The sequence below is a fragment of the Salegentibacter lacus genome (genome assembly GCF_020164555.1).
GTDB lineage: Bacteria > Bacteroidota > Bacteroidia > Flavobacteriales > Flavobacteriaceae > Salegentibacter > Salegentibacter lacus.
In genome coordinates this window covers 1-2,402 of sequence record NZ_JAIQZB010000049.1, presented here as the reverse complement: position 1 = coordinate 2,402, position 2,402 = coordinate 1, and the positions used below count along the sequence as shown (strand labels likewise).

2 protein-coding genes are annotated in these 2,402 nt (G+C 45.8%); both read right to left on the bottom strand.

What is annotated here, in order from left to right; genetic code table 11:
- Positions 1-286 precede the first annotated feature (286 nt).
- The gene (locus tag LB465_RS17990) at positions 287-1,411 is read right to left on the bottom strand and encodes an IS91 family transposase (RefSeq protein WP_449619101.1); all 1,125 of its coding nucleotides are present in this window, start codon (positions 1,409-1,411) and stop codon (positions 287-289) included.
- A 2-nt stretch (positions 1,412-1,413) separates the two neighbouring features.
- Entirely contained in the window at positions 1,414-2,118 is a 705-nt protein-coding gene (locus LB465_RS17985) for a tyrosine-type recombinase/integrase (protein ID WP_317198452.1), read from the bottom strand.
- Between the last annotated feature and the right edge of the window lie 284 nt (positions 2,119-2,402).

Below are 2,402 nucleotides of genomic sequence, written 5' to 3'. Positions count from 1 at the left end.
CAAAAACTAAGCGTTCGTGTGGCCGGAACGGCCGAACATGAACGCACTGTTGACTAAACCGGTTCTTTGCCGATTAACTATATATGGGGATTGGTCTGTTTTTAGGAGGTAATATTTGTTAGATAGAATATCTAAACTCTATACAAGATATCGGCTTTTGGCTAGCGACCTAAAGTCAAGCTGCTTTTTACTAAGTTTTTTCACAGGCTCTTACAGGGTTTAGTGCCATTTTAATCGTTTTGGGCCATAGGTTTCCTGTTACGCCCGGAAGAATCGTTTTTAATACTCATTTATTTGATTGTTTTCTTAGTTTCTCCATCCAGTATCCAGGTGGGCCTCGGGCCGTAAAAGTAGTAAGTGTCACCAATTTTCCTTTCTTGCACACCGGGCAAAGCTGGTGTTGTAATGGTTGGCGCTCTTTGAGTTGCACCCGTCCCAGTCTTTGCTGTAGCTGGGTAAGGGTGAATTTTTTATGGTAGGAACTCAAGATTCCATAATGCCGTATGCGAACAAATCCTTTGGGAAGTATGTGAAGTGCGAACCGCCTGATGAATTCTGCATCGGATAAACGTAACAAGGATTTTCTTCCCCCGTGGCGGTAGTCCTTTACAGCAAATGTAACGCTTTCATTATCCAGGTTTTTAATTCTGTGGTTACTGATGGCGATCTTGTGGGTATAGCGACCGAGGTATTCCACCACCTGGTCGGGACCTAAAAATGGACGTTTGCAATAAACTACCCAATCATATTTAAAAAGGCTTTCGTAGAAGTCTTTGGGTTGTGGTTCCAGTTCCTTGCGAAGGGAAGCCACAAACCGGGCCCTAAACACCTTGCTCATAGCCTTAACCGGGAACAGGTATTTTCCATTGCTTTTTGCAGATCTCCATTTGCCACTTTGGGTAATACCACCGCCGGGAACAATACAATGCAAGTGTGGATGCAAAGACAGGTTTTGTCCCCAGGTGTGCAGGATAGCGATCATCCCTGGTTTGGCACCCAGGAATTTATGGTTGGATGCAAAATCCTGGATCACCTGCCAGGTTATTTTAAACAGTAGGGCATACATTTTTTCAGGTTCATACAGGCATAGGCGGTTGAGCGCTGATGGCAATGTGAAGACCACGTGGAAGTAAGGCACGTTTAAGAGTTCTTCTTCCCGCGCCTGGATCCACTGTTCTTTTTTATGTCCCTGACACTTGGGACAATGGCGGTTCCGGCAACTATTATAACTAAGGTGGAGCCTATGGCAGGAAGGATTGTTACAGCGGTCGATATGACCACCCAGGGCAGCAGTGCGGCATTTACGCAAGGCGTGCAAGGTTCTTAACTGCCAGCTGGTGTAACAATATTTGGATAAAGATTCCGTGTTCCTTTCCAGGACCTGGGCCACCTCATAGGCAGCAGGTTTCACGGCTACTTCTTGTATAGTCGGTCCAACGGACTGAAGGGCTTCTGCCTACCTAGTTGTGCCACATGAAGGTAGGTGAGGGTGGTTTGGATATCTGCGTGTCCCAGTAAATCTTTGACACTGATAATGTCCAATCCCATCTCCAAAAGGTGGGTGGCATAGCTGTGTCGAAGGCTGTGGGTAGTGATTTCTTTTTGGATCCCACTTTGTTTACGGGCTTCCCGGACGATCCATTGCACCCCCATTGCCGATAACTGGGATGGGTTTCCTTTCCTGTTGTAGCCATTAAAACACCAGGTGGTAGGATTATCTGCAGCGATATATTTTTTTAGACCACGGATCTGCATTTGGGACAAAGGAACATAACGGTCTTTTCTTCCTTTGCCCTGGCGGATGTGGAGCATCTTCCGATCAAAATCCAGGTCTTTGAGCTGAAGGCTGCGAAGTTCAAAGCAGCGAAGGCCACAGCCATAGAGCATTGCTAGTACCAGCCGGTGTTTGAGCAGTTTGGGAGTTTTAAGCAATTGCTTTACCTCACTACGGCTTAATACCACTGGAAGTTTGTGGGGACGTTCAATAGAGGGAAGCATTACCCGCATCTCCTTCATCCCGGAGATTCGATAGGCATAGCGAAGACCATAGACCGTATGCTTGAAGAAACTGTCGGATGGTGTTTTGTGCTGGGATTTCAGAAGGTGCAGGTAATCCAAAACCTGTTCTTCATCGAGATCAAGGGGACTACATTTAAAATGGATGGACATATGCGCAAGGCAGCGGGAGTAGTTGGTAAGGGTACTTTGACTTTTACCGGCGAGTTCTACGGAACGTTTTAACTTGCGGTAGAGTTCGCCGAACTCGGGTACAGAATTACAAGCCCTGTCAATGAGGGTACTACTTTTTTTTCATAACTTTCAATATTATAATTAGAGATACTTAAAGGTAGTGAATAGTGATTTAGCGATCTCTTGAAGCTACCTTTAGGTTTAGTTCAACA